The organism is Desulfuromonadaceae bacterium (assembly GCA_019429445.1).
Taxonomy (GTDB): domain Bacteria; phylum Desulfobacterota; class Desulfuromonadia; order Desulfuromonadales; family JAHYIW01; genus JAHYIW01.
The window spans coordinates 104,198-127,863 of sequence record JAHYIW010000004.1; the positions used below are offsets into that span (position 1 = coordinate 104,198).

Annotated in this window: 8 protein-coding genes; 2 read left to right on the top strand and 6 right to left on the bottom strand. The window is 55.5% G+C overall.

Annotated elements, in window-relative coordinates; genetic code table 11:
- The first annotated feature begins 337 nt into the window (after window positions 1-337).
- Window positions 338-1,228, top strand: a complete 891-nt coding sequence (xerC, locus tag K0A93_02485) for a tyrosine recombinase XerC (GenBank protein MBW6510973.1) — start codon at window positions 338-340, stop codon at window positions 1,226-1,228.
- 210 nt (window positions 1,229-1,438) lie between these two features.
- Here the strand turns inward: xerC and K0A93_02490 are convergent, their stop codons facing one another.
- Together K0A93_02490 and K0A93_02495 are read right to left on the bottom strand one after the other, a co-directional pair.
- On the bottom strand, window positions 1,439-1,804 hold the full coding sequence (locus K0A93_02490; protein MBW6510974.1) for a PilZ domain-containing protein: 366 nt from the start codon (window positions 1,802-1,804) through the stop codon (window positions 1,439-1,441).
- Window positions 1,805-2,042: 238 nt separating this feature from the next.
- Entirely contained in the window at window positions 2,043-4,565 is a 2,523-nt protein-coding gene (locus K0A93_02495; GenBank protein ID MBW6510975.1) for a fused MFS/spermidine synthase, read from the bottom strand.
- Between the two features lie 443 nt (window positions 4,566-5,008).
- Here K0A93_02495 and K0A93_02500 point away from each other — a divergent pair, with 443 nt between their 5' ends.
- On the top strand, window positions 5,009-15,811 hold the full coding sequence (locus tag K0A93_02500) for a CxxxxCH/CxxCH domain-containing protein (protein MBW6510976.1): 10,803 nt from the start codon (window positions 5,009-5,011) through the stop codon (window positions 15,809-15,811).
- Between the two features lie 892 nt (window positions 15,812-16,703).
- On the opposite strand, the gene K0A93_02505 is transcribed toward K0A93_02500, so the two are convergent.
- From K0A93_02505 to K0A93_02520, 4 genes are all read right to left on the bottom strand, one after another.
- Window positions 16,704-19,205, bottom strand: coding sequence for a fused MFS/spermidine synthase (locus K0A93_02505; GenBank protein MBW6510977.1), 2,502 nt, complete (start codon window positions 19,203-19,205; stop codon window positions 16,704-16,706).
- 225 nt (window positions 19,206-19,430) lie between these two features.
- Complete coding sequence (gene speD, locus K0A93_02510) at window positions 19,431-20,234, bottom strand: adenosylmethionine decarboxylase (protein ID MBW6510978.1); 804 nt, start codon at window positions 20,232-20,234, stop codon at window positions 19,431-19,433.
- Window positions 20,235-20,694: 460 nt separating this feature from the next.
- Window positions 20,695-22,431 (bottom strand): hypothetical protein, encoded by a 1,737-nt coding sequence (locus K0A93_02515; GenBank protein ID MBW6510979.1) that lies wholly within the window; start codon window positions 22,429-22,431, stop codon window positions 20,695-20,697.
- Between the two features lie 6 nt (window positions 22,432-22,437).
- A partial coding sequence (locus K0A93_02520) for a tetratricopeptide repeat protein (protein MBW6510980.1) occupies window positions 22,438-23,666 on the bottom strand: 1,229 nt, incomplete at its 5' end.

Here is a 23,666-nt window from a genome sequence, read left to right on the forward strand (position 1 = left end):
GATCCAGACTTTCAACCCTGAAAATCTGGATCCCGGCTAAAATCATGCAGGAATGACGCTGTAGGAGTCGCCTTCAGGCGCGATGGTTCGCGGCTAAAGCCGCTCCTACAGAAGAGCTGAACAGTTACAAATTTCGTCCTACAAGGCTTGGTGGTTTTTCAGGGGCGAAGGCCTACATCAGGTAGGGCGAGGTCCTGAAAAACCAGCGTAACGCAGTAGGGCGGACTTTTTGCGACGCCATCAAGCATTATCGCACGCGTTTTCCAGAGCGTCAATCGTTTGCACTTGTGATCGTTTGCTGGCATGATGGTCTTCAGCGCGCTATCAGGGAAGAATCATGAAACAACTTGTCACCACTTTTGAACACCATCTGCATGTCGAGCGCAATCTCTCGCCCCATACCCGCGCCGCGTATCGGCGTGATCTCGACGAATTTGTCCGTTTTCTCGAAGACGAGGGCAAGCCGCTCGATCCGTGCACGGTTGATACGCTGGTGTTGCGCCGTTTTTTGGCCTTGCTGCACAGACGTAACAGCAAAAGGAGTATTGGTCGCAAACTGTCGACCCTGCGGACCTTTTTTCGCTGGCTGGTGCGAGAAGGACGCATTGCCGCGAGTCCCGCCGACCTGCTCGGGACGCCCCGAGCCGAACAGTATCTGCCGAACACCCTGTCAGTCGATCAGGTTTTTGCCCTGCTTGACGCCGAGTTCGGAGGTGATCAGCGGGGCCTGCGTGACCGGGCGATTTTTGAGCTGCTTTACTCCAGCGGGTTGCGGATCAGTGAGTTGACGGCGCTCAATATTGTCGATCTTGATTTTGAACAGCATCAGGTGCGGGTGATGGGGAAGGGTGCCAAGGAACGGATTGTGCCGGTCGGTAGCAAGGCACTTGTGGCGTTGCACGATTATCTGGCCAGCCGTGGCGCGACGCCCGATCCGGGCGAAGCATTCTTTCTGAACCGGAACGGGGGGCGCCTGACCCAACGCTCGATTCAGCGCAAGATGAAAACCTGCCTGCTCAGAGCCGGGATCCTCAAAGATGCCACCCCGCACGATCTGCGCCATTCATTTGCCACCCACCTGCTGGTCGATGGTGGTGCCGACCTGCGGGTGATTCAGGAACTCCTCGGCCATGCCTCGCTGTCAACCACCCAGAAATACACCAAAGTCGGGATGGATCACCTGATGAGTGTCTATGATGCGGCACACCCCCGGAGCAAGAAGAAATAGGGTATTCAGCTTATGTAGGAGCGGCTTTCAGCCGCGAAGGGTTTCATTATTTACCACCCGTTCGCTTCGCTCACTGGAGATCACGGAGGACACGGAGAAAACACTTTTTTGGTTTTCATGCACCACCCCCCCCTGTGGGAGCGGCTTTCAGCCGCGAAAGGTCTTCTATCTACCACCAAAGGATTTGCAACAGGGATGCCGCAGAACAGGTTATTCGTGTTCAATCAGAAAGGGTAATTCATTCTTGACCGACTCGGCGTCGCCGCTGTTCAGTTCCAGCAGGCGGCGCAGGTGGCTGAGGGTGTCGAGGCTGAATTCGGTAAACCGCACGCCGACCTGCAAGCCATCGACATGAACGTTTTTAACGGTAAATTCAAGCACGAAATCATTTTCAAGGCGGATTTTCAGCCAACCAAGAGCCCCCATGCCGAAGGTTTCCGGCGGGGCGGGGAACTCCAGCAGCGCACCTTTAAGGGCAATATCGAGCAGCGTTCCAAGACAGGTTTCCTCCGGGGTACGCAGGAGGATTTCGATACCGAAGGGGATTCGACCGTAGTGACGGCGTTCTTCAGACATGGGAGACTCCATCATAAAATTGCGCCAAGAGAACCATCTCCCTGATAGCTTACCAGCTCCTGTCAATTTTCCAACATGCTGATCAATGGCAATGCATCTGCAAAAAAGAATGAGATGGCTAAGCAAAAATTTTGTCCTCCAAGGCTTGGTGGGTTTTCAGGGGCGAAGGCCTACATCAGGTAGGTCGAGGTCCTGAAAAAGCAGCGTAACGCCGGAGGGCGGACTTTTTGCGACGCCATCAATTGTAGGCTGGTGACGTTTTCCCCGGTTCGAGTGATTGCGCTTTGCGCATAAAGTGGGAAGCCGTATCGCTGCGCCCCGATTTGGAATAACCGATCCCCAGTTCGCGCAGGTTCTCGGCGACTTGCCAGCGGGTTGCGCCAAGATTGATAATCGGCAGAATAATGTTTTTTTGCGCGGCGAGAAGATTTTGCATATTGGTGGCCTGGAACTCGCCCAGTGTATGCTCACCCAGATTATATTTGGCGGAATATTCCAGAATCGGCATATCGTCGGTATTAAGTCCGGCCCCTTGTGCAAAATCGAGGAGCGCACTGCGGTCATACAGGTAATGTTTGGCGATCAGGTCGCCAGCTGATTCGATCTCAATCTCTCTTAACACCTGGCTGATTTGGGGATGGTTTATGCGCTCCTGCAGTGCGCTGTAGTCAAATTGCAGTGGTGTGTTCCCTCCCAGCAGGATCAGGTCGGATCCGGCCTTGAAGGCCAAAACGTGTTCAAAGGTGCGCAAAAAGGTATTGCAGGCAATTTTAAGGTTGCCCGGTTCAATATCATAAAGGCCGATCCATTGGCAGAGAATTCCTCCGCTATTCAAGCGACTGGCGGCAAGATCGTAAAATTCAGCGGTAAAGAGATTTGAGTTCCCCGCTTGCCAGGGGTTTGATGGCTCGGAAACGATCACGTCGTAATTATGTGGCTCGGTCAGCAGCAGGTTGCGTCCATCGTTGAGGACAAGATTGATCTTGGCGTCGCACAGGGCAAAGTCGTTGGCGTCGTCAAAGTAAGACGATGCCTCAACCACGCCGGGAGAAATTTCGACACAGGTGATATTTTTCGTGGGATGGTTGCTCAATCCTTTTAGCGTCATCCCGGTTCCCAGGCCGATCACCAGCACGTCCTGCGGACTCTGATGGAGCAGCATCGGCAGATGACCGACCAGAATCTGGGTTGCGGCATCCCGCCCGGTGCTGCCGTCTGTTTTGCCGTTGACGGTAAAGAAACGATTCGTGCCATCCAGGTTCTCATGAACCGCAACGGTCGTATCGACCCCCTCAATCACTTCGATAATTTTTTCGGCGGCAAGGATCTTGTTGAGTCCTCCCATGCTGGCGTATTTCGGCGCGTAAATATACACACCGCTGTTCATCAAGGACTGATCCCACTGCGTCGGCAGAAAGATTGCCACCAGTGTTACGATGAGCAGGATCGGGACGAAAGCTTTTGAGCGCTGCGTGGTTAGCCGATAAGAGATAAAAATGGCCAGGAGAATGTTGGCGATGGCCAGCAAGCGAAAGCTGTTCAACAGTCCGAACGCCGGGATCAGGGTGAATCCTGCGACCAGACTGCCGAGCACCGCGCCGGTCGTGTTGCAAAATACCACCAGCCCCACCCCTTCACCGGTGCGGGCTTTCCCCGGATCGACAATGGCAACCGCCGCCGGGAGGAGCGCGCCGGAAAAGATGGTCGGCAGACACATCACGCTAAAAACAATCAGGAACGAGAGCGTTGACAGGTGCCACCAGCGCTCGCCGGATGCCTCGTGGGCAAACTGGAACAGATAGGCCAGTTGATCATAAAACGGCACCGTGACGAGGATTGAAACCCCCATCAGACCAGCAAGGACAATAAAGATATGGCGTTCGTTGAGCTGCGGGTGAACGTTGCGGGCGTAAAGTGCGCCGCCGATAGCAATGCCGATCAAATAGGCGCTGAGCATCAGCGCAAAGGCATAGGTGGTGTTGCCGAGAAAGAGCAGAAATACGCGAGTCCAGAGAATCTCGTACGCCAGCGAAAAAAAGCCGATGGCACTGATACTCAACAGCAGAACCTTGTTGTCAGCCGCCAGTTGCGGCAAGGAATGGCGTTTGCTCATCGATACGTCGACCGTGGCTTCCGCCTTGCCAAGACTGCGCGAGAGGACCAGTGCGGTGATCGCGATCAGCGTATTTGCGGCAATAGTGAGCCACCCGGTGGTTGACAGGCCAAACGTTGGAATCAGATAGAAACCGGCACAAAAGGCACCCGCCATGGCGCCCAGGGTATTCATCGCATAGAGGCGACCGATCTGTCCGCCACTTTTCTGGCGAGCAAAGAAACGACACATGATCGGAAAGGTGCCCCCCATGTAGACCGCTGCCGGCAATAACAGAATGGCGGAAAAGAAAATATGCAGAGCGTTGGCGAACCCCGTTCCGCCAAACGACTGCACCAGAAAAACATAAAAAGTTTGAATGGCCATCAGGGCCGGAGCAAAGAACAGCGCACTGAGAGCAATGCCCAGTTCGAGCACCGCATAGATGGTCAACAGATTCTTTTTCTGGTCGGCATAACGGCCGATAAGGTAGCTGCCCAGGGCGATTCCACCCATAAACGTTGCGGTGACGATGCTGACCGCGTAGATCGTTGTGCCGAAGGTCAACGAAAGATGTTTGCTCCACAGAACTTCATAAACCAGGGCACAAAATCCCGAAAGAGTGAAGATCAGATAAACGAGAGCTTTGGCAAAAGGGCGATCAGTCATGTTACCTCCATTTATTAGCCAAGTCTAATGCAATAAAAAGGCCACGCACGGCAGGTTGAAAAACAGTGAGAAGGGAGCGCTTGAATCCAGGATTCAAGCTGGTGCTATGGCGGGATGACAGGGTGTTGTTGCCAAATGGCGTGAATAGTCATGAGATGTTGTGAGGTGAGGATGCACCAAACAGGCACGAATCTCTGGAAAATAAGGAGCGGAATATACATTGTTAAGGCGGCATTATATTTGCAGATGAAACCCAGTGAGCCACTGTACAATTATGAATAAAAGTTTATTAAATATAGTTAACTTTAGGTGAAATGTCTTAATATTAAACAACGTTAACTTTCTGTAGATTCCGCAGCAACGCGGAAATTAATCTGCAAATCAAATTGAAAATGACGTTATTCGGTGACGGGTAATTGGACAAAAAGGTAGAGGAGTCGGTGATGTTATCTACGGTGCGTAAAGTGGTTGTATGTCTGGTGATGCTGTTGGCAATTCCTGTTTTTGCCGTGGCGGTGCAGACCCATTTTCTCTCATGTGGTGAATGTCACAGACCTGGACTTGATTTTTCAAGTCTGGACGGCGGTGTTTGTGTTGCCTGTCATGCCAATGCCAGCTACGTCTTTAATGATGCTCAATCGCACACCATGAAGGGGCATTTTTCCGCTGGTGATGCCAGTAACGCATACAACACCGCCGTCGCCGAGTTTGCTGCCGTACCGGGTCAGCAGTCGTCACATTTGTGGATGAAGTTCAGCGGTGAAACGGTCGCTGCGGCAGGTGCTACCACGCCGACAACCTATGCTCGCCAATTCAACGGTCGCTACGGGATAACCCGCGGCAAGCTGGTCTGTTTCCGTTGCCACGATCCGCATGCCGATGCAACGGTCAAGACCGCTCTCCTTAAAGTCCCGGTCGATGCCGATCAGCTGTGTCTGGATTGCCATAAAGGCTGGAATGTCAATAACGCCTCTGCCTACGAAACCCACCCGATTATTGCCGATTACAGCGCCTCGGTTGCTGCCGCGCCGAACGATTATAAAGCCACCCCCCTGGTCAATGTTGCCAATGGCGATGTCCGTCTGGTCAACGGCGGCGTTTCCTGTACATCGTGTCATGGCACGCACTTTACCGATTCCAGTTCCACCACGGCTGACGGTTCGGCAAACTATGGTTCCCTGGTCAACGGTGACGGTTACATCCTGCGTACCGACGGCCCGCTGCGCACCGGCGCAAACCGCAATGAAACCGCCCAGCTGCGTTCCAATCTTTGCCAGACCTGTCACGCCATGGAGCTGCACGGGCAAACCACACAGATGCTCGGTTGCCTTGATTGTCACGGTGGTCACGCCTACAACGGTGGCACCCCGAACGCCTATATCCTTCGTGCGCAGTCGCGGGAGCCACTGCCGACCCGCCCCGGCGGCATTAACGGTGCCGCTGCGCCGATCACTTTTGGCGTCTATCCGGTTGGCGGTTCCACCCGCACCAAGTGGGCCGATGATATTGAGGGGCAAGCTGGCGGTCTCTGTGAGCAGTGTCACGGCGACGTCAACGCACCGCCGCTGAAAGGAATGGCCACCGAGCATGAAGCTGGCAACTCCAACGAGTGTACCGCCTGTCACCGGCACAACGATCCGGCTAACCTCTATTCGTTCAATCGTGATGCTTCGGCCGCGACCTGCGGGCAGTGCCACGGGTTCCCCCCCTACCTCAACGTTCCCGGCGACCGGCAACTGGTTCCGGCCAACGACGGCGGTTATGCCGAGAACAACTCCGCTGATCAGGGCGCCCCTTACGACTATCTGAACAGCACCAGTCACTTCAAGGATGAAACCACCACCGGGCACAAAGTGCACGCCGGGGCCGATCTGCCGACCAGTCCGGCCGGTTCCCTCGACTGGTATTTTGTTGGTACCGCCGGGGTCGATAACTGCAAGGTCTGTCACGGTCCCGATGCCGGTGCCAGCGCGGGTGGTCACCGTGAGGCTCCGGCGACCCGTCCCGACACGTTCCGGGATTTATTCTTCGACGCGATCGCCAAAACCGGCAACATGACGCCGGCGTATGATGGCACCGGTACCTACACCTGTTCGAACGTCTACTGTCATACCAACGGCGCGCCTTACGGCGGCAGCCGTCCGACCCGTGACTACACCACGGTCAACATCACGCCGCCCTGGGCTGGCACCGGTGCCAACTATGCGGCCGGTGGGTTTGGCGCCATCTACGGTCAGGCGAATCGTTGCGCGCTGTGTCACGGTAACAACACCGCCACGATGACCAGCAAATCCAATTCCGCGGTGCACCTCGCCCACCTGGGGGGCACAACGACCCTCAATATGGGGCAGACATACAGCTGCGCGGTTTGCCACGTCAACACCGCGCTCGACGCCGACACCCTGGCGATCGGTGCGATGGACGGAAGTGCTGGCGGCACCCATGTCAACGGTCTGATCGATGTCGCTTATCAGACCAGCGGTTCGGCATTGTATAATGCTCTGGCGGTCAATGCCGTGGGGGTCAATTATGATCCCGGCACCGGGACCTGCGCTTCCTACTGTCATGACCCGACCGACACCGGCAACAGCGTCGACTGGGACAACGGCACCGACATGCAGTGTGATACCTGTCATGGCGGGATTGCCAGTGATATCAGTGGTGATGGCGGCGTCGGCCCGATTACCACCGGCTCACATGCTCGCCACTTCAGTGATACCAACGGCCCGCTGCTGACCTGCGCTCAATGCCACGGGACCGGTGCTGACGCCGGCACCCACGCTGGTCACCTTGATGGCCTTGTCGATCTGGCACCGCCGGTAGACCCGGTCACTTTCAAAGATATCTGCGAAGAATGCCACGGCTACGATGCCGATCCCGGCGAGGTTCTGCCGGTCTGGGGCAACCCGGCTACCACCGACTGCGCCACCTGTCATAGCGGCACGCAATGCGGCGCTGACTTCAACACGCACACGGTCGTCACGGTCGATTATGCGCGGACCTCAGGGCACAATCGCCCGACCGCCAGTGGTGCCTATGCCCAATCAGGCAATGTCGCCGCCAATCTGGACTGTCTCGATTGTCACCTGGCCGACAGTCCGCTGCATTGGGACGGGATCAACGGTGATTACCTGATGCGCACCGATGACACTTTCCCGGCGACCTACGCGGGGAACGAGGACAGCTTCTGCGCCAGCTGTCACGGCGCCACTCCAGGGTCGGTCAACGCTGCATCGGTAGCGACCCAGGCGATCAATACCCACCAGAGCAAGCTGTGTGTCGCCTGTCATAACGTCCATGGCGATCAGAACATTCAGATGATCTGGACGACTCGGGCCGACCAGCTCAGCCATGACCCGTCGCTGACCGGCAAGTATGCCGCCGATGTCTTCTTTGACAACCTGACCGATTTTGGTCTCAACTCCTACGACGAGGATGACGGCGCCGCCGGTGGCGCGGGCGAGGCCAATGCCGACGATATCTGCGCAACCTGCCACACGGTGGCCGCCGGGACCAGCCACAACAACGCCGACAACAGCACCGGCGACCATTATCAGGGGACCGACTGCTTCACCTGCCACGGCGGCCACGGCGACACCGATGCCTTTAAAGTCGGCGTCGGCACCGCCTGTAACGACTGTCACGGTTTCCCGCCGGTTACCGGCGCCCATGTGCGCCACAGCCAGTCCGCGAGCAACGACAAGGATGTCGAGGATATCTCCGATTGTGCTGTCTGTCACACCGGGGCTGATGCCTATAGCTACGATCTTACTGCCGATATCGGCGCAACGCTGAATCACAGCAATACCGCCGGACGCAAAACGATTCTGAACACCACGGTCGGTTATAACGCCACCAATCTCGACTGTGCCACTGCCTGCCATGCATCGACCGTCGGCAATGGCGGACGCTGGACCGACACCACCGGTCTGGCGTGCGATGCCTGTCACTACTACGCGGCTGCGCCGACCAGCGCTGGCAATGCAGGTGATCTGTCGCTCAGCCATGACGAGCATTTTGATGCCGGCAAGGGCTGCACCGACTGTCATACCCTCGATGATGGCGCGCTTCCGACCGCCGGGCCACTGACACATATTGATGACATCAGCGGTGCTGATCAGGGCGCGATGTACACCGGGATGGCCACCGCGCTGAATGATGAAGCGGCTGTTGTTCGTACCAATATGGTGTTTGAAGATGTCAGCAACACCTGCTCCGGTTCCGGTGTCGCCGCCGCGTGTCATGCCACTGGCACCCCGGACTGGGATATCGCCATTCCGGCGACCGGCGCCGGTTGTCTGGAATGTCATACCGATACCGACACCGCTGCCTACAACCCGACCTCCGGTCTGCACGATAACAATCCGTTGCCCACCGTCACCGGCAATGCCCACGACGGCTCTTTCGACGACGGCAGTGCTGGCACCGCCGACTGCGTCACCTGCCACACCACCGCTCCGTCGGCCAGCCATGCCGACGGTACTCTCGATAGCGGGGCTGCGGTGACGGTTGCCGCTGTTGCCGGTTACACTCAGGGAACCGGTACTTGTGCCACCACCTGCCACAGCGCCGGGACCGCCTGGGCCTACAAGTGGGCGACCAGCGCCTACAACAGCGACGGCAGCGAGTGCGCCAACTGTCACGGTGACTACGCCAACGGCTGGGTGACCGGAGTTGCGCCGCATACCGAGAACCCGACTCGCGGCAGCAAGCACAACAACACCGGCACGCTGACCTATCCGTGTACCGACTGCCACGCCATCGGTTCGGCGTCCGGCTACAACTGGACCAGCAAGTGGGATCCGACCGGCATCACCAGCAACCACGGTGATGACAAGATCACCATGAACCAGACGGCGATCAACACCTTCGCCATCGACACGGTGCCGAATCCCGATCGGGCCGGTTGCACCACGACCAGTTGCCACGGCAACGACGCGGCGCACAACTTCACCGTGACCACCACCGCGTTCACAACGGCCACAGTGGGTGGCAACGAGCCTTCGGTTCTCTGCTCCAGTTGTCACGGCGGCTACGCGGGGACCAGCGCCAACGGCTACTGGCCGGACGGCGTGACGCCCGATGAAGATACCGCCGGTGCGCACCAGGAGCACCTGGTGGCCCTTGCTGCACAGGTTTATAGCGAGACGCTCGCCCAACTGCTGACCGACAATGGTAACGGCACCGCCGATGCCAAGCAGAAGGAGCTCTGCTCCTACTGTCACGACACACCGGGTTCCGACGGCGATCACGGCATTGCAGCCAATCTGCCTGCCGAAGTCAACGCCATGTACACCATGTGGACCAAGGCGGCGGACAACGGCGTCTATGACAATGTCGCCGACACCTGTGCCACCGTCGATTGTCACTTCAACAAGACCACACCGGATAACATCTTCGGCTGGTACGACGGCAACACCAGCGCCTGTGTCATGTGCCATGTCGATGTCACCAGCGATACCGCGCACACCGCACATACCGGTGCCGCAACAACGTTCGGTATTGCTATCGGCTGTGCCGACTGTCACGCTGCGGCCACCGACTGGGCCGGCAACGTCGCTCCGGCCAGTGGCCATCTCGATAACAGCTACGATATCGCCGGCAGCGTCGCTTTCACCTACAGCGGCGGTACCTGCGGTACCAATGCCTGCCATGAAGACGGCAAGGGTGGCGCTCCGGCCGATAACACCTACACCTGGGGTGCAACCCTCGCCGATTGTACGATCTGTCATGCGGCAACACCGGCAACGGGCACGCACGTCGTTCACGTCAACAATGGCAGCTACGTTCCGAACAGCTGCGACGACTGCCATACTCCGGCCACCAACGCGGCGCATATCGGCGGCGACGTGACCTACAACACGGCGACGATCACCGCCACCGCCGGAACAACACCGAATATTACCTGTACCAATAGTTGTCACACCGGTGTAACGACCGAATTTGACGGCACGCCGGGGCTGGCCTGTACCGATTGCCACAGCGGTGGCTACATCGGCGGTGGCAGCAACATGCCACAGTACGCGATGCATACCGTCACGGCGACCGTCTCCGGTGTGGTGCATGATCAGACTATTGCCGGAGCGGGAGGCGATTGTGCCTTCTGTCACGATTCCCTGCCCGCAGCGGGCGGTACGCACGTTGACGGCACTTTCGTTGCCGATGGCCCGGCCAATACCGATCGTGGCATGTTTGCCGGCTTCACCGACGGCGCGACCCCGACCTGTACCACCGCCTGCCACAGCGCCGGCACCAGCTGGACTTACAAATGGTCGGCCACTGCCGCCAACAGCGACGGAACCGAGTGTGCCAACTGTCACGGCGACTACGCCAGCGGCTGGAACACCGGTGTCGGCCATGCGGCAACTCCGACGCGTGGTAACAGCTCGAACCACAATGATACCGGTAACCTCAGTTACGCATGTACCGCGTGTCACGTCATCGGTGCGACGACCGGCAATTACCCGTGGACTAGCGGAACCAATGACTGGGCAGCAGAGGGGACGACCCTCCACGGCGACGGTCAGATCAATATCAACAGTAACGGAACCAACTCCAGCCGCCACGAGGCTCCGGTGGGCACCTGGAGATCAGGTTGCGCCGGTTGTCACGATGGTGCCAGTAACGATGGGGTTGGCGCCGATGACGCCAATCATGACTTCCTGGTCAACCTGACCGCTCCATCGGCGCCACGCTGGGTGTACAACACCGTCGCCGGTGACGCGGCCTCCTCCGGCGGCAGTTGCGATGGTTGCCACGGTAACCAGGCCGGCAATTTCTGGCCGGACGGCAACACCGCCGGGGCTGGCGTCCCCACGGCGGATGACCAGCCAGGGAAACATCCAGAGCACATGGCGGCTATGATCGCCAAGGGTATCGCCCAGTCCGACGCTTGTGGCTACTGTCATGGCCCTGAGATTGGCTCCGGCAGCTATCACAATGATGGTACCGCGACATTGCCACAACACAGCGCAGGAAACTGGTTCTACAAGCGGATCATCGGTGGTGGCAACGATAGCGACGGTGTATTTAATGCCGCGACCAACTCCTGTGCGACCATCGACTGTCACTTTAACAACACAACCACACCGCACTGGTACGCCGATAATGTGCCGCCAGCAGCGGTGACGCTGGCCGCTGTCTCCGGCCCGAATCCACGCTCCATCAAGGTGTCGTGGAATGCGCCGGGCGACGATAATAATCTGGTCAATACCACGCCGTATGTTTACGACCTGCGCTACGGCACCAGCGCGGCCATTGCTACGGACTACAATTCCACAACCAACTATGCCGGCAACCTGCCTGCCGCCTACGCTGAGGGCTACCTTTCCGAGGCGGTGGTTGAGAATCTGACCCCGGCCACCACCTACTATTTCAGTCTCAGAACACAAGACACCGCCGGTAACTGGTCAGCAACATCGAATACGATCAGTGCAACGCCGACAGTTGATACCCAGGCTCCTGACTTCGGTGGCGCCAACAAGGCGGTCAAGGGGGATGAAGGACAGGCCATCAACCTCTACTGGACGTCGGCTGAAGACCATACCATGCCGATTACCTACAAGATCTGGATGAAAGATGAGGCGTCCGGTCCCCTGAATATGAATGTCGATACACCGGTGGTGACCGGCTGGACCGATAACAAGATCGAACTGAACAATACCCACGGGGTGGTCAACGACACCATCTATCACCTGGGGGTGCGGGCCTGCGACGCTCTCAACAACTGTGATACCAACACCCAGATGGTGTCGGTCACGCCGACAGCGGTTCCCCTGGTCGACAAGACCTACCACACATATCGGACCAATGGCTCCCTGGCCCTGGTTCAAGATGGCAGCGCAGGAACCGAGGTTGTCGGTACGGTTCTCCCTGCGGTCTTCGCCCCGGCCACTAACAACACAGTTCCGGTCAACTACTTTGTTGACACCTTTGCGGTCTATCTTGATACCGGGAACGGTGCGGCTACGGTCGATGCGACCGTCGGCTATACCACCGACGGGACCATCGGGACCTTTGTCGCGCTGGGAACACCGAAGGCGGTCACCCTCGGGGCGCGCGCCGATCGTGTCTATCAGTTCAAGATTGTCGATGTCGGCGGGCAGACGATTACCAACGGTCAACGCCTCTCTATTCGAGTTCGCGAAACGACATCCGTCGGCGTCAAGCTCAACTACGGCAGCACCGCTTACCGTGGGGATGTGACCCTGGCCGAACAGATTGTCAATGTTGCGCCGACCGCTGCGACCAACAACGGCACCACCGGCATCGGAGTTGGCGATGCCCTGGTTGAGATCGTCTGGAACGCCGCAACCGATACAGCGGATGGCCTCAGCGATACCATTCACTATGACCTCTACGGTTCAAACAACGGCGGCACTTCGTACGATTACGTGATCGCGGAAGGTCTCGATGCCACGACCCTGAGCTATGTCTGGGATACCCAGACGGCCGGAATCAGCAGCGGTTCGATCGCCGTGCGGGTCAACGCCGGCGATGGCTATTCGCACACGCCCCTCGACATCACCGGGCTGGGCACGGCCGATACTGCCGACTATGTGGCTCCGAGTCCGATCGATGATCTGGTCGCCAAAGTCCGCCCGAAAGCCGGATCGGTTCAGCTGATCTGGACCGCACCGGGGGATGATTATCACAATCACGGGCGGGCGGCCTACTACGATATCCGCTACTCGACTGCTCCGATCACTGAAGGGAATTTCGCAGCGGCGCAGCAAGCGGTCAATGAGCCGTCCCCCGATTTCGGCGGCAAAATCCAGAAGTTCGAGGTCACCGGGATGATCCCTGGAACGTTGTACTACTTCGCGATCAAAACCTATGATGAAGCAGGGAACGGTTCACCACTCTCAACGGCGAAAACTGCTGGCAGCGATCAGGCTGTCGGCGGGCCACACTGCGGGATGTGTCATACCACCGCACCAAGTGTTGTTGAATCGGTTGGTAACCACAAACTGCATGGTTTTACCATTGAGGATTGCACCAAGTGTCATGGTGCCGCCGTCGCCAGCTACGGTCTCGATCATCAGGACGGCATCCTGACCATGGGCTATGGACCGGGCGGCGTCCATTCCGGTATCATTTCCGGCAACCGCATCTACTACACCAACGACGGGACGCCAGGCGGAACCGTGCTCTATGACGACACCGACGGTTTCGGCGGTTTTGGTGCTGGCAGCTATGCGGCCGTCGGCGATGGGGTTGATAACGGCACCTGCAGTAACTTCGGTGCGCTTGGCGTCGGCGGCTGCCACTCCGCAGCCGGGAGCGACCCGGATGGTGCTGGTACGGTTTACAATACTATTTCGATCCCCACCTGGACATCCGCGGCCTATTTGAACTGTGCCTCCTGTCATGGTAATCCGGATCGAACCACCGACACGTTCTACAATCGACCGTTTGATGCAACAGCAGCAAACGGAGGGGTCGTCACCGATCAGGTCAAGGCTGCCCCGGCGCTTGACAACCATGGCAACTATGACCTGGCGGCAGCTACCGAGGCTGAGCGCAAGTACATCGGCCAGCACGAGAAGCACCTCAATTACAGCTTCCGTTTCAGCAAGGGAGACAGTTGTAACCTGTGTCACGAGGGGGATTACAAAGATGGTAACAATCTTGATGGCAAACACGCCAATGGCGACATTGACGTCCAGCTCGATCTGACCGCCGCCGGTGATAATGCTGTCTGGACACCGGGGACGCCGACCACCGCCGGTACCTGTGGCAGCATGTCACCGGAAAGTTGCCACCCCTCGGCTTCTGCGCCGAAATGGGACAGCGCGCAGAGCTTTGACTGCGTCGGTTGTCACGGCATGGGCGGTGTTACCCCGAGTCATGTCACTGACCCGGCCGGTGGCGTCGTGGATTTGGATAATGGCTGGGCGACCGATCCGATGCAGGGGAACTGCACTTACTGTCATATCGGTGGCCATCCGCTCGACGATGTCGGTGGTACCGCGCTGATTCTCGGCAACAGTTCGCAGGTCGGACTAAGTTACAAGTCCGGTGGAATCCACCTGAAGAAGTCGATCGGCGGACGTGCAGCCGCAGCGACCGAGGCTGAACTTTGTTGGAGCTGTCACGACGCCAACGGTATCTCTGAGTGGGGCACCGATACCGGCGGCAATAATGCTTCCACCAGGCCGCCAAACGCTTCCGATTACGACTATGGCTCGGTGACCACCTCGAACTGGACGACAGCCACCTGGAGCAGTCCGGTTGCCAACTTTGCCTACAAAACCGGGCCGATTCAATCGACCCACTCGACCAATGAGCTTGGCACCAGTGCTGTGACCGGGGCAATGGGTAGTTATTCTGAGACAAAAGATACGGTTGATAAGATCCGTTGTTCCAACTGTCACGATGTCCATAACCTCAATAAGGCGCATGGTGACACCATGACCGGACAGCCCTACCTGCGTGGCACCTGGATCCGCAACCCGTATCCGGAGGACGGCGCACCGTGGAACAAGACGTACACGACCGTTGTTGCAAATTATGGAGCCGTGCCACGTGCCGGTGGTAACGAGATGGGTGGCTACCAGATCGACCAGAACAATGACTCCCCGACGGCAGGTTTGTCGCTGGCGACATCGGCCGGACTGTGTACTCTCTGTCATGGGGCCGATGTCGACAACATGGACAAGACCTCTGACGGAAATCTCTGGATCGGCAGCAATGGTCACAGTAATGCGGCGATTGGAGGGACGGCCAGCAATGCGGCCAACATCTTCGGCAATGGCATCGGAGGGCGTCCGGCACCAACGCGGGTGAAAATTAGCACTCTTTCTGTCGGTGATGTTTTTACCATGGGATTACAGAATATCGCTATTGATATTGCAAACGGGAGCGGTGACGACTATGCCTATGGTTATCGTGGTGCGGTCAGCGGCCCTAAATTTACCCCGACCGTTCCGACACGGGCGCGCAGCTACAATGATTATTTCTGGGGTGCGACGGTGGATGTGGCGACCGTTGACATTGGCTATCACGCCTTCACCTGCTCCAAGTGTCATAATCCGCATGCCTCGCGTCTGCCGAAGCTGATGATCACCAACTGCCTCGATACTAACCACAACACCTGGGACAATGCGCAAGGCTCGACCCAGAGCTACTGGACCAGTACAGCGGATAATGGTGAATGGACAGCGACCCACAACACCGCCCAGAACTGTCACCGTTATGACCCGATTGACAACGTCGGTGGCTGGAACAAGGTCACCCCGTGGTAATAAAAAAAACATTAACCCCTAAACCAAGGAGGATATGATGAAGAAGTATCTCAAACCTCGTATCGTCGGCAGCGGCAACGTTCACCCCTGCTGATTGATAACGCACCATGCTAGCTACAGAGAAAGGCCGGGTTTCCCCGGCCTTTCTCTGTATGGAATGTAATGATTGGGCACCCAGTTCAGATTCAAAATTGTGCCCGAGAGTGACAAATCTGTGGTTCTGAATCCGCCCTTTCAGCGTTCATCAGCATTGTAGGAGCGGCTTTTAGCCGCGAAGCCCTGGGTGGCGAATGGGCGTATTCGCGGCTAAAAGCCGCTCCCACAGGGCCACAATTTAACCGGGCCACCCCCCTTCATCCCTGAAAAGAAAGGTTTTCAATTTCTTAAATCCGCCTTTTCAGCGTTCATCAGCGTCCACTTAGTTTTTTGCACAAAACCTTTTTCATGGGACGCTGATTTTCATGATGAACGCTGATCAGGACTAAAGCAAAAGGAGTCACATGGGGGCAGGTTATTCCTCATGGGAACTTCCTGTAAGAGTTGTCTTCAGACGCGACCCATTCGCGACAGGGATGTCGCTCCTGCAACAACCATTATTGCAGCCCAGTCCCTGTGGGAGCGGCTTTCAGCCGCGAAGAGTCTGCGGTCTGCCAGCAAAGGATTTGCAACAGGGATGTCGCTCCTTGATATGTTTAAACACTACCCGAGTTAAGTGCATAACCAGATCCCTTTTATCCCCTTCATCCCTGTTAAAAGGTTTTCAAGTTCTTAAATCCGCCTTTTCAGCGTTCATCAGCGTCCACTTAGCTTTTTGCACAAAACCTTTTTCATGATCAACGCTGATCAGGACTAAAGCAAAAGGAGTCACATGGCGCTGGTTGGGGCTGCAATACTACTTTGATTCAATGCTCCGTGCCATTTGCATAAACTTGCTTGCGTAGCTATCACGGCCAACTTTTGAAAAACTCTGCGCGATGTCACGCAGCGACCGGGCGATGATCTGGTTCGTGGCGCCCAGATTGCCAAGGGGCAAGGAGACGTTCGCCATGTGTTCGAGCAGGGTGTCAATGTTGGTCATTTGCAGTTTGCCGGTAGCGGCCAGATAAAGGGTGTCTTTGGCGGAGAATTCCAGAACGGGAAGGTTGTCGGTATTGATTTGCCGTGTTGTGGAGGTAAACGATTGCAGCGATTCAGCAGAGCAGAGGAAGTGTCTGGCGAGCAGATCGCCCGGCGAGGCGATATCGATCAACTTCAGCGTTGCGGCGATGCGTGGATTTTCCAGGCGTTTTTTGATCGACAGGTAATCGAAAGACATACTGCTGGTGGTGCCGACCAGAATCAGATCGGTGCCGGAGCGGAAAGCCAGGGTGTGGCCGAAGGTGTCGAGAAAGGTGTTCAACGCAATCTTCAGATTTGTCGGTGTGATGTCGTAAAGTCCGATCCATTGGCAGAAAATACCGCCGGGTTTCAGCCGGGTCGCGGCAAGGCGATAAAAATCGGCAGTGAACAGGTTGGCGTTCCCGGTTTGCCACGGGTTGGACGGTTGTGAGGTGATGACATCAAAAGTGCGTTCGGAAACCATCAGGCGTTCGCGGCCATCGACAACGTCCAGGGTGATCTTGGGGTTTTCAAGCGCTGCGTCATTCTCTTCACGGAAATATTTTTCTGCCGCAACCACCTCCGGCGAGATTTCGGCGCAGTAGATGGAGCGGGTCGGGTGGTCACTCATCCCGCGCAAGGTGATGCCGGTGCCGAGGCCGATCACCATCACCTGGGCCGGATCGGGATGGAGCAGCAGTGGCAGTTGACCGACCAGTAGCTGGGTCGCGATATCGCGCCCGGTGCCACCGTCGGTCTTGCCGTTAACCGTGAAAAAACGGTGCTCTTGATCGAGACTCTCAAAGACCGCAACCGTGGTTTCGACCCCTTCGATCACATCGAGCAATCGCTCCTGCGCCAGCACGTGGTCGATCCCCCCCTCACTGGCGTAGCGATGGGCATAGACATAAACGCCCGCGTTCATCAGTTTTTGATCCCACTTGAGCGGCACCGAAACGATGACAACCAGGGTGACAACAAGCACCGGGTAAAGGATGCCGCGGCGATTATTCATCGTAGATTTAATCAGCAAAAAAAAGGTCAGCGCAATGTTGAGCAGGGCCAGCAAACGAAAACTGTTGAGCAGACCAAACGTGGGAACCATGACAAAGCCTGCCGCAATACTCCCCGCTACCGCCCCCAACGTATTGCACAGCACCACCAGACCCACCCCCGAACCGGTGCGCAGTTTGCCAGGGTCGATAATCGCCACAGCGGCAGGGAACAACGCTCCGGAAATCATGGTGGGGATGAACATGACCGTGAAAACGATCAGCAACGAGAGCAGGGTTAAAATCGTCCAGTTCTCCCCCGAGAAGATGTGAGCCCACTGGAAGACATAAGCCAGATAGTCATAACCGGGGGCGGTTGCCAGGATCACCAGTCCCATCAGACCGCTGAGTCGGATAAAGATTTTTCTTTCATCCATTGCGCGGTGAACATGGCGGGCGTAGAGCGCGCCACCCAGCGCAATGCCAATCAGAAAAGTGCACAGAATCAGAGAAAAAGCGTAGGTCGTGTTGCCCAGATAGAGCAGGAAAACCCGCGTCCAGAGAATTTCATAAGCCAGTGAAAAAAACCCGATCATCGCCGTGGCAAACAGCACCAGACGATGATTCCTGAATTTAAGGTGAGCAACTGTGGGCGGCTCGGCTTCGCTGGCGAGAACCCGGCCGCGACCGCGAGCGAGGACAAAGGCACCGACCGCGACACTGAGGTTTCCGGCTATCGCGATCCCCCCGGTCAGGTTCATGCCGAGTTGCGGGATCAGCACATATCCCGCCAGAAAGGTTCCGGCCACAGCTCCCAGGGTGTTCATGGCGTAAAGTCGGCCAATTTGCCCGCCACATTTTTCGCGCGCAAAAAGTCGGCACATCAGGGGAAAAGTCCCACCGATCAAAATTGTCGGTGGGGCGAGCAGGGCAGCACAAAAAAACAAGCGACTGATGTGGATCAGCAGCTGGTAGTCGGGAATAAAAAACTCAAAAGCGACATGCAGCTCGCCAGCCAGGTCGATGGCATGGGGGAGCAAAAACGCCATTGCCGCGATGCCGATTTCGATCGCCGCGTAGATCTTCAGCAGGTTGGCTTTGCGGTCGGCATAGCGTCCGATCAGGTAGCCGCCAAGCGCCAGGCCGCCCATAAATGATGCGGCGACGATGCTGACCGCGTAGATTGTGGTGCCGAACAGGAGCGCCAGGTGCCTGGTCCACAGAATCTCGTAAATCAGGGCGCAGCCGCCAGAAAGAGAAAAAAGAAGATAAAGGAAATAGCGCTGTCCACGGGTAAAACGCATAAGCCGGACCGTCTCTGGTTATATGAAAATAACTGAAAATTATTATCGAAAGATAATGAATTAAATTCATTTACAGCGACAAATAAAACACAAAAAGTACCATGATTGCAAGTGTCTATAAGGGATGGCTGAAAAAACAGAGGTGGAGGCGAGTGCATACAGATAAAACTGGGCGGAGTACGCTGGCAGAGCATTAAAAAACCGGCAGTGTCGCAAGCGGCAGGATTAGAAGATATTTTTCGAGTAGAAAATTTCCGTCATTTCGCGGCGCAGCGATTCGCGTACCCGCCGCTCGCCTTCCGCAGAAAAATTCTCCGGCGTGGCGCCAAAAAGGTAGGTGGCAAAATCAAAATCACGCAACAACATCTTGGTATGAAAAAGATTCTCCTGATGGATGTTGATATCGACACACTGGTACAGTTCCAGCGTTGATTTTTTGATGTATTGCTGAATCGAGTGGATACGGTGGTCGATATAATGCTTGCGCCCCTTGGTGTCGCGCGTGAAACCACGCACCTTGTAGTCAAGCAGAACAATATCCGACTCAAACGATTCGATCAGGTGGTTGAGCGCTTTCAGCGGGCTGATCTTGCCGCAGGTCGAGACATCGACATCCACCCGAAAAGTCGAAATCCCCGAACGCGAATCACTTTCCGGATAAGTGTGAATGCACAGATGACTCTTGTCCAGGTGTGCCAGCGCCTGCTCCGGTTTTGGCTCAATCGGTTCCTCGGCGATCAGCATGGTGACGCTCGCCCCCATCGGATCGTAATCCTGACTGGAGATGTTGAGGACATTGGCGCCGATAATGTCGGCCACCTCATTAAGGATCCGCACCAGCCGCTCCGAATTATACTCTTCGTCGATATACTCCAGATACTCCTTGCGCGCCTGCGGCGTGGGAGCATAGCAAATATCGTAAATATTAAAAGAGAGGGTTTTGGTCAGGTTGTTAAAACCGCGCAATTTAATCTTGCGGCGCTTGGGGCGATTGCTTTTGGCACTTTTTGCAGATTTTTTGATATGCATATATCCCTCCCAGGGAGGTGAGATATGTAACTGTTCAGCTCTTCTGTAGGAGCGGCTTTAGCCGCGAATCATCACGCCTGAAGCCGCTCCTACAGTGTCATTCCGGCATGATTTTAGCCGGAATCCAGATTTTTCAGGGTTGAAAGTCTGGATCCCCGACAGGATCACTCGGGGATGACGACCCTTGAACGGGTAGGTGAATAGTTACTGAGATATTTGGCAAAGCCAAGACGGGGAATTTAAACATGAACGGCAGTTGGATACAAGGCTATTTTGATGGCGTCGCAAAAAGTCCGCCCTGCTGCGTTACGCTGCTTTTTCAGGACCTCGACCTACCTGATGTTGGCCTTCGCCCCTGAAAAAACACCAGGCCTTGCAGGACGAAATTTTTGCTTAGCCATCCGATGAGTTTTGCAAGAGCATCTATTTTGAAAAAGAAGTTTTTGCAATTATGCCGATATCATATCCTTGTGCGCAAAAACTGAACCCACTGTTCGCTGAAAGCATTGTCCGGATCAATTTCCCGGGCTTTTTGAAAGAAGGACAATGCCCTTGCATCGTCGCCCTTGACATAATATAGCTGACCCACGGTCTGCAAAAAATCGATATTTTCCGGCGACTGTGCCAATTTCGACAAGGAGTTGATTAACAGCGTATCGACAAATGCAGATTTTTTTTGCAGGGCCAACGGCAGCACACGGTGCATTTTTCTGAATACAACGGCATAGTCGTCAACGTAGCTTAAATCCCACCAGTCATCTTTGATCAAAGAGTAAAAAATAGAGGGCATCTGTTTGGCTGAAGGGGGAATCAGGAAGAAAACAACCGTATTGATATCGTATTTTGCGAATACAGTTGATTTTCTCCCCTGGACAGCCGCCCGGTAATCATGAAAAACGTTGGCGTCGAGCGCCCGGGCATCCATGAAAAACCGGTATTTGGGATAAAATTTCCAAATCAGGTAGCCTCCCCATTCGTAGGGATTGAAAATATTTTCTTGAACATCATTTTCTTCCAAATATTTGACGACGCCATTGATCGTTGTTGTCGTCGTTACGTTATCGCGCAACACGGTGCGGGCCGCAGACTGCTGCGCGAAAAACAGGGTGAACAGGCCGGCCATGACGACAGCACCTCTCCTGCACCGAGGGGAAGCAAAAAACGCGACGGCGGCAAGCTTGTCGGCAATAAGAATCGGCACCAGGAACGCAAAAATCGGTGCATAGCGAAACGATGAAAAGCCGATAATCAGCGAGATTAAAAAGAGCAGCAGATGAAAGGTGTCATGCCGCCGCCAGCGTACCAGCAAGATCAACGCCCCGAATGCGGCAATGCCGACCAGCAGCGCGAGCAGAAAAATTTCGTCACGCGCAACCAGAACATTCCAGGTCATCCGGTATTCTTCATTATTGCCAACCATTTCGGCGATGTCACCGGCCCCCCACAGCCCGACATGAAACATCACCCGATAGACCTCCAGGTTGACCGGATTGGCCAGCGCGGCCAGTAGCGATGCGACGTACAACAGGAAAAATCGCAACGTGCGCAGAGTATCGCGGCGAACAGCAAACCAGACGAAATATAGCGTCAGGAAGGCAACGCCCATAATAACCGCCTGGTGTAACTGGCCCCAAAAAAGGAAGATAACCGGGACCCACATCAGTTGGCTGCGGATTATGGTTGTACCGCGTGAAACCTGATCAAATCCACGCTCAAGTACCGTAATCAGAAGGACGATACCCAGAAAAGAAAAGACCTGCGGTCTGAGCTCCGCATAGGGTTGAGCCAGCAGAATCAAAGGTGAGATCAGGGTCAAAGCCAGAGTGGAGCTGATTTTTTTCGACAGTAAATATCTCCAGAGCACCACAAAGATGGTCAGCAGCGAGAGTGCCTTGAATAAAAGAGCCCCGCTAAAACCGGTATAGCTGACAAGGTAATAATAAAAAGCCTGCGCCAGCCAGTAGCCTTTATAGATGGCGTCCTTTCTGGGATCAAAAAATTCATTCGTCGATGAAAAAAGAAAAGGATCAAAATCCGGTATCTGTTGATTTAAAACGATCCATTGGCCGGTTGCCAGATGCCACCAAAAATCACTGACAAGCCAAATGGGCTGAGTGAAAAAAATAAAAACAGCACAAAAGAACAGCAGCGAAATGATTTTTTCGTAGAACGTCAGTGAAAAAAAACGGGAAGACATAACGCATCAATTCCGGTTCAGTCGGCCAAGCAGCATGTTGTAGTCATTTTTAAGACGGGCCAAGGCAGGTTCGTCAGGTGATAAAAGACGAATCTCTTCAATCTGCTCGCGTGCTTGCTCAATATTGCCCAGATAAATCAACATCCCGGCATAGGCAATCTTGTAGCCGACCTCATCCGGAGACTGCCGGGTCAGATAGCTGAACAGGAGTGACATGCGCAGTTTAAACTCGTTCTTTTCTATGCGATAGCGTTCGATTGTCGCCGCATTTTTATCGGTCTGACGGCACAGCACATACACCGTACTATCCTGGTAAATCGGCACCCATTCGTCACGATTGAGTAATTCCGTCATTAACGGCTGAATACTGCCATCCCCCTGATAAACTTGCTGCACAACAAAATCGACCTGATATTTACTCAAAAGAAAATCAAACTCAGGGCGACCGCCAATGCGGGTTTGTGACGCGCTTTTTATTGTCATGTAGTCGGCAAAGACATCTTCCCCGAGTCCCCGCCCATCAATAAACACCTTGATACGCGGTGCCAGTCGCCATAACAGATAACCACCGTATTCGTAATCATTGAACATGTGCCCCTGCAAGTCACTGTGCTCAAGAAAACTGATCACCTGCTCAGGATAAACCTGCCTGACTGCGCCCTGGTCAACGCGGCGCTCGACGAACCCGGTGGTTATCCATAGTAAAAACCCGGCACCGGCAAGCAAGGCGACACTGCGCAACACATAGCTGTGTCGGGACGGTAACCAGTCTTTACCCGCGCGCTGTATCACACTGCCGATCACCGGCAGCATGGCCGGGACAAACAGCCCGATATTGCGCAGGTGCATGAACGAGAACCAGCTTAAAAAAATAGCGACCAGGAATTCCGGCCAGTAGACCCGGCGTGACAGTAACACCCCAGCAAAATACAGGGCAATCAACGCCCACAGAATGACGACGCCATATCCCCCTGCTTCGAACTTCTGCAGGGTACTTTGGTATTCACCGATTTTTTCTATGGTATCGGTATTATAGTATTTGAAAGAGACAAACGCCAGCCAGCCGGTCGGGCTGAGCAACGAGGCAGCAACGCCGGTCACTGTCCACAGCACAACGTGCTTCACGGTTGCAACCTGGCGGCGATACTGAATGACAGCGCCACCCGCAAAAAGGACCAGCAAGATATCGCCGACCAGGAAACCGCCATGAAAATTCGCCCAGAGCATCATCAGCA